Source organism: Hydrocoleum sp. CS-953, from assembly GCF_002260545.1.
GTDB lineage: Bacteria > Cyanobacteriota > Cyanobacteriia > Cyanobacteriales > Microcoleaceae > Trichodesmium.
This window is the reverse complement of sequence record NZ_LGSU01000755.1, coordinates 1-4,523: the sequence shown is the minus strand read 5'-3', so window position 1 is coordinate 4,523 and position 4,523 is coordinate 1. Positions and strand designations below refer to the sequence as shown.

The following is a 4,523-nucleotide window of genomic DNA, read 5'->3' as shown; positions in this document are numbered from 1 at the left end:
CCCAATTGACGCCTAGCTTCAAACAAACCCAAGGCAGCACTAACAGAAAGATTTAAACTACGAACCTTTGGTTGTGTCATGGGTATGTAAAAAGTCTTCCGAAAACAAATACAGTATCCTGATTATGAATTAAACGATGTATTAGAAAAAGTTCTGATATTAAGAGAGAAATATTTTCCGAGTTTGGCTGAAGCGATAAAAAAAATTAATTTAAGCAATGATAATATTCTCAGAAATGTCTATTTTGGTATATTCCATCCTGGTTTAGATATTAAGCTCCATGTTAACTATAACCATCATACGAATCGTGGTTATTTAGGATTAATAGTACCGGAAGGAGATGTGGCAATGAAAATATGTCACGATAAACTTTACTGGGAAGAAGGCAAGTTTATGATTTTAGACCACAGTTATCCACACTGCCCCCATAATTATACTGATTATGACAGAGTAGTTTTAGTTGTAGACTTTTTTAAACCTGATCGCCCTAGAGAAGAAGTAGCCAAATTTGAACAAGAACAAGTTAGACAACGTATGGAAGATAATCCTTATAGTTTAGGAGTTTTTGGTAAAAGCGATCGAGTTAAAACAGAAGATTTTATTAAATATGGTCTAGCTCATCAGTTAGAGTGGGATAAGGCGTTAGATAAGTAATAATTNCAAGAACAAGTTAGACAACGTATGGAAGATAATCCTTATAGTTTAGGAGTTTTTGGTAAAAGCGATCGAGTTAAAACAGAAGATTTTATTAAATATGGTCTAGCTCATCAGTTAGAGTGGGATAAGGCGTTAGATAAGTAATAATTAATAATTAATAATTAATAATTAGGCGTTGGTGAATAAAGGTATAAAAATAAAAATTGAACAATTTCAAATATTTGTTATTCAATAGTTTAGGAATTACCAAAAAATACAAATTATACCCTAATTTACCAACATCAATAATTAATAATTAGGTGTTGTCAGATTAAAGGATGAATCTTTGCTTGGTCATTTCAATTATTAGTACGTCTAGCTGTTTGCGCAGCATTCCGTAGGAAAGCATCGGCATTGAGATCGGAAATATTTTTTTTATCCCCTTAAAAGGGGAGACTTTAGACCACAATTTTTCGGTAAAAATCATAATTATGTTGAAAATTACTCCCAAAAATCTGTTAGAGCCTAATTATCCTTTCGCCCCTAAAAATTTCCCATTTTTCTATGGTTGGATAATATTAATTGTTTGTACCATGGGGATAATAATGAGTACCCCCGGTCAAACTATTGGGGTGAGTGCTTTCGCAGACCATTTACTAGCTGCCACTGGTTTGTCACGCTTACAATTAAGCAATGCCTATTTTATTGGCACTTTAACCAGTGGTTTAATATTGCCTTATGGGGGAGTGCTGCTAGACCGTTTTGGGGCAAGAGTAACAGTTGTTTGTGCATCAATAGGTTTAGCTTTAACTTTGTGTTACCTCAGTTTTAGCGATCGCCTAGCTACAATTATTAATAACACATTTCCCATAATTCCCTATTCAACTATTGCCTTAGTAATATTAGTATTAGGTTTTGTCTGTCTGCGTTTTTCTGGTCAAGGTATGTTAACTATGACCAGTCGCACAACTCTAGGTAAATGGTTTGATCGTCGCCGGGGTTTTGTCTCTGGGATAACAGGTGTATTCGTAAGTTTTGGTTTTTCCATTGCACCCTTAACTATGAGTTCGTTGATTAATATCTTAGGTTGGCGAAATACTTGGTTAGTAATGGGAGCAGTTGTTGGTGTTGGGATGGGGTTAATAGGATGGTTTTTTTATCGTGATAACCCAGAGGAATGTAGTTTATTAATGGATGGAAAAAAACATACTCAAAACTCCCTTGAGACAAAACATTCATCTGATAACAACTTGGAAGATTTTACCCGCGCTGAAGCACTACGCACAATTATGTTTTGGGTGGTGACATTAGCTTTATCCTCACAAGCGTTGATACTTACAGGTATTACTTTCCATATTGTTGATATTGGCGCAGAATCAGAATTATCTCAAATGCAGGTAGTAAGTATATTCTTACCGAAGGCAGTTGTATCTACTGTTGTTGGTTATTTGATGGGAATAGCAGCAGATCGAGTTCGTCATTTATTCATGGTAATGATGCTAGGTCAGATAATAGGTGTTGCTTCTATTACTAATTTTGGTGAGCCTTTATTTAGGGTTTTAACTATTGTGGGATTTGGTATTAGTGGGGGATGTTTTGGTACTTTATCAGCAGTAAGTTTACCGCGTTTTTTTGGGAGAACTTATTTGGGTTCTATTTCTGGTTTTCAAATGATGATTCTAGTTATAGCAAGTGCGATAGGACCTTCTTTTTTGGCTATATTTAAAGATAAATTNTGGGGGATGTTTTGGTACTTTATCAGCAGTAAGTTTACCGCGTTTTTTTGGGAGAACTTATTTGGGTTCTATTTCTGGTTTTCAAATGATGATTCTAGTTATAGCAAGTGCGATAGGACCTTCTTTTTTGGCTATATTTAAAGATAAATTAGGTTCTTATCAAGTTGGTCTTTATGGTTGTTTGATATTAGCAATTTTGATTTTTATCTTAACCTTTTTTGCACGTCAACCGCGCAAGTCTCAGCTACTAGACTGAGAACTTTAATATATTATCCGGGTAATTAGTTTAGCACTTACGCAAAGAAACCGGGTTTCTTAGATAAATACGTTGTTTTATAATAGATATTTAGGAAAAAACCCGGTTTCTGGGTTTGTCTGCGTAATTCCTATAGTTATCGTATTGCTTAGGAGTCAGGAGTCAGGAGTCAGGAGTCAGGACAAAGAAAGAATTTGAATAGTATGAATTTTTCAATTTAGTATTCAATAGAAAACCTGTATTAAGAGGAAGTAATTTTACGATTACTATATAACCAGATTTTATGTAATACCATTGACAAAAATAACTTTTGACTTTTCTAATTTGTAGAGACCTTGCATGCAAGGTCTCTACAGGGTTTTGCGATTTGCTCAAAACGGGTCTATTGTAATCGGGTTTCCTATAACTTCATTATTCGCGCCAATATTTTGGCTCATTCAAACTATCTGCACAGATAACTTTTCCTCTAAAATTTCCAATTATTCCCGGACGCAATTCTTGAACCATCCAAGCATCTGCGTTTTGTTCGGGTATGGGATAGGAAGGCTCAAACCTAAGATTGCCTGCTGGTTTAAAACCAAAACGCGGATAGTATGTAGGATGACCAAGAACAAAAACGAGGTCTACTCCAGATTTGGATAAAATATCTAATCCGTTTTGAATGAGTTTACCTCCAATACCCTGTTTTTGAGCATCAGGAATAACGGCAAGGGGACCGAGAATTGAAAGTGATAAGGGAACATTTGGTTCCAGAGTAGCTCTACTGAAAAAAATATGTCCGACTGCTCTATCTTCTTGGAAAGCAACTAGAGAAACAATTGGTTGAGCGCTATCGTCTCCAAGCAACTTTTGCACAATTTCAGGTCCCTCCTCTGAACCAAATGCAGCACGTTCGACAGAGAGTATATTATCTAAATCTGAATCTAAAGCTTTTCTTATAATCATCATCTTTTTAATAATTCAATGGTAGTGTTTTTTTCCAAAATAGCACGCAGAGCGATCGCTAATATAGAATCTGGATAATTACTATAGCTCAGTCCGCAGCGACGGTCACTCCGTGGAAGGTTTCCGGAGCATTCCGGAACGGATAGCAATCTCAGAGGTGCGCCGAGATTGCTTCCTATCGTCGCTGCGGACGACTGTTCAAGCGGATTCTATATAAGAATCTAAATATTTTATTATTCACTTTTGACTTCTGACTTCTGACTTCTGACTTCAAATATATGTTACCACGTTACAAAAATAGTTGAAAAAACGGGTTATTGTTGAGGACGTGAAGTTAATAAACTGGATAAAATCTACTTTTCAGCACATCTAAACCCCATTTAACAAATAAATAATGTTGACAATTATCGGTTGCGGTAATCTTAACCGTAGTGATGATGGGGTGGGAGTAATTATTGCTCAACGCCTGCAACAATATTTGGCTGCACATCCTGTTCCTAATGTCCGGGTTTATGACTGCGGTACTGCGGGAATGGAAGTAATGTTTCAAGCGCGAGGTACTCAGCAATTAATTATTGTAGATGCTAGTGCGACAGGTTCGGAACCTGGTGCAATATTTAAGGTTCCTAGTTCTGAGTTGGAAGCATTGCCAGAACCTAGTTATAGTTTGCATGATTTTCGTTGGGATAATGCTCTGGCGGTAGGTAGAAAAATCTTTCAGGAGGATTTTCCTAAAGATGTAATTGTCTATTTAATAGAAGCTGAAAATTTAGATTTTGGTCTAGAACTTTCCCCTATAGTTCAGCGTTCTGCTGAAAAGGTTTTGCAAGAAATTATCAACAGTTTTGAGCGGAAAAAGTAGGGTTCATTAATTGATAATTGATAATTGATAATTGATAATTACCTCTCCCTTTTAGGGAGAGGATTGACGAATAAGGAAAAGATTTATT

General features: G+C 36.0%; 3 protein-coding genes and 2 pseudogenes. 3 read left to right on the top strand and 2 right to left on the bottom strand.

From position 1 onward, the window contains the following. A pseudogene (locus AFK68_RS41345) lies at positions 1-95 on the bottom strand (tRNA (uridine(34)/cytosine(34)/5-carboxymethylaminomethyluridine(34)-2'-O)-methyltransferase TrmL); the annotation flags it as partial. Between the two features lie 13 nt (positions 96-108). On the opposite strand from AFK68_RS41345, the gene AFK68_RS09140 reads away from it, so the two are divergent. Together AFK68_RS09140 and AFK68_RS09130 are read left to right on the top strand one after the other, a co-directional pair. Continuing rightward, entirely contained in the window at positions 109-654 is a 546-nt protein-coding gene (locus AFK68_RS09140; RefSeq protein ID WP_371357298.1) for an aspartyl/asparaginyl beta-hydroxylase domain-containing protein, read from the top strand. 473 nt (positions 655-1,127) lie between these two features. Then, positions 1,128-2,371 (top strand): annotated as a pseudogene (locus AFK68_RS09130) (MFS transporter); the annotation flags it as partial. A 668-nt stretch (positions 2,372-3,039) separates the two neighbouring features. Here AFK68_RS09130 and AFK68_RS09125 read toward each other — a convergent pair. Beyond that, positions 3,040-3,576, bottom strand: a complete 537-nt coding sequence (locus AFK68_RS09125; RefSeq protein WP_210407319.1) for a GNAT family N-acetyltransferase — start codon at positions 3,574-3,576, stop codon at positions 3,040-3,042. A 391-nt stretch (positions 3,577-3,967) separates the two neighbouring features. Between AFK68_RS09125 and AFK68_RS09120 the strand changes: the two genes are divergently transcribed. Continuing rightward, positions 3,968-4,435 carry a hydrogenase maturation protease gene (locus tag AFK68_RS09120; protein WP_094672451.1) on the top strand — a complete coding sequence of 156 codons (468 nt, stop codon included), beginning with the start codon at positions 3,968-3,970 and terminating at the stop codon, positions 4,433-4,435. Positions 4,436-4,523: the final 88 nt, after the last annotated feature.

Bases quoted from the DNA above. Each gene is read 5' to 3' on its own strand.
- AFK68_RS09120 (WP_094672451.1), top strand. From the start codon at position 3,968: ATGTTGACAATTATCGGTTGCGGTAATCTTAACCGTAGTGATGATGGG.
- AFK68_RS09125 (WP_210407319.1), bottom strand. From the start codon at position 3,576: ATGATGATTATAAGAAAAGCTTTAGATTCAGATTTAGATAATATACTC.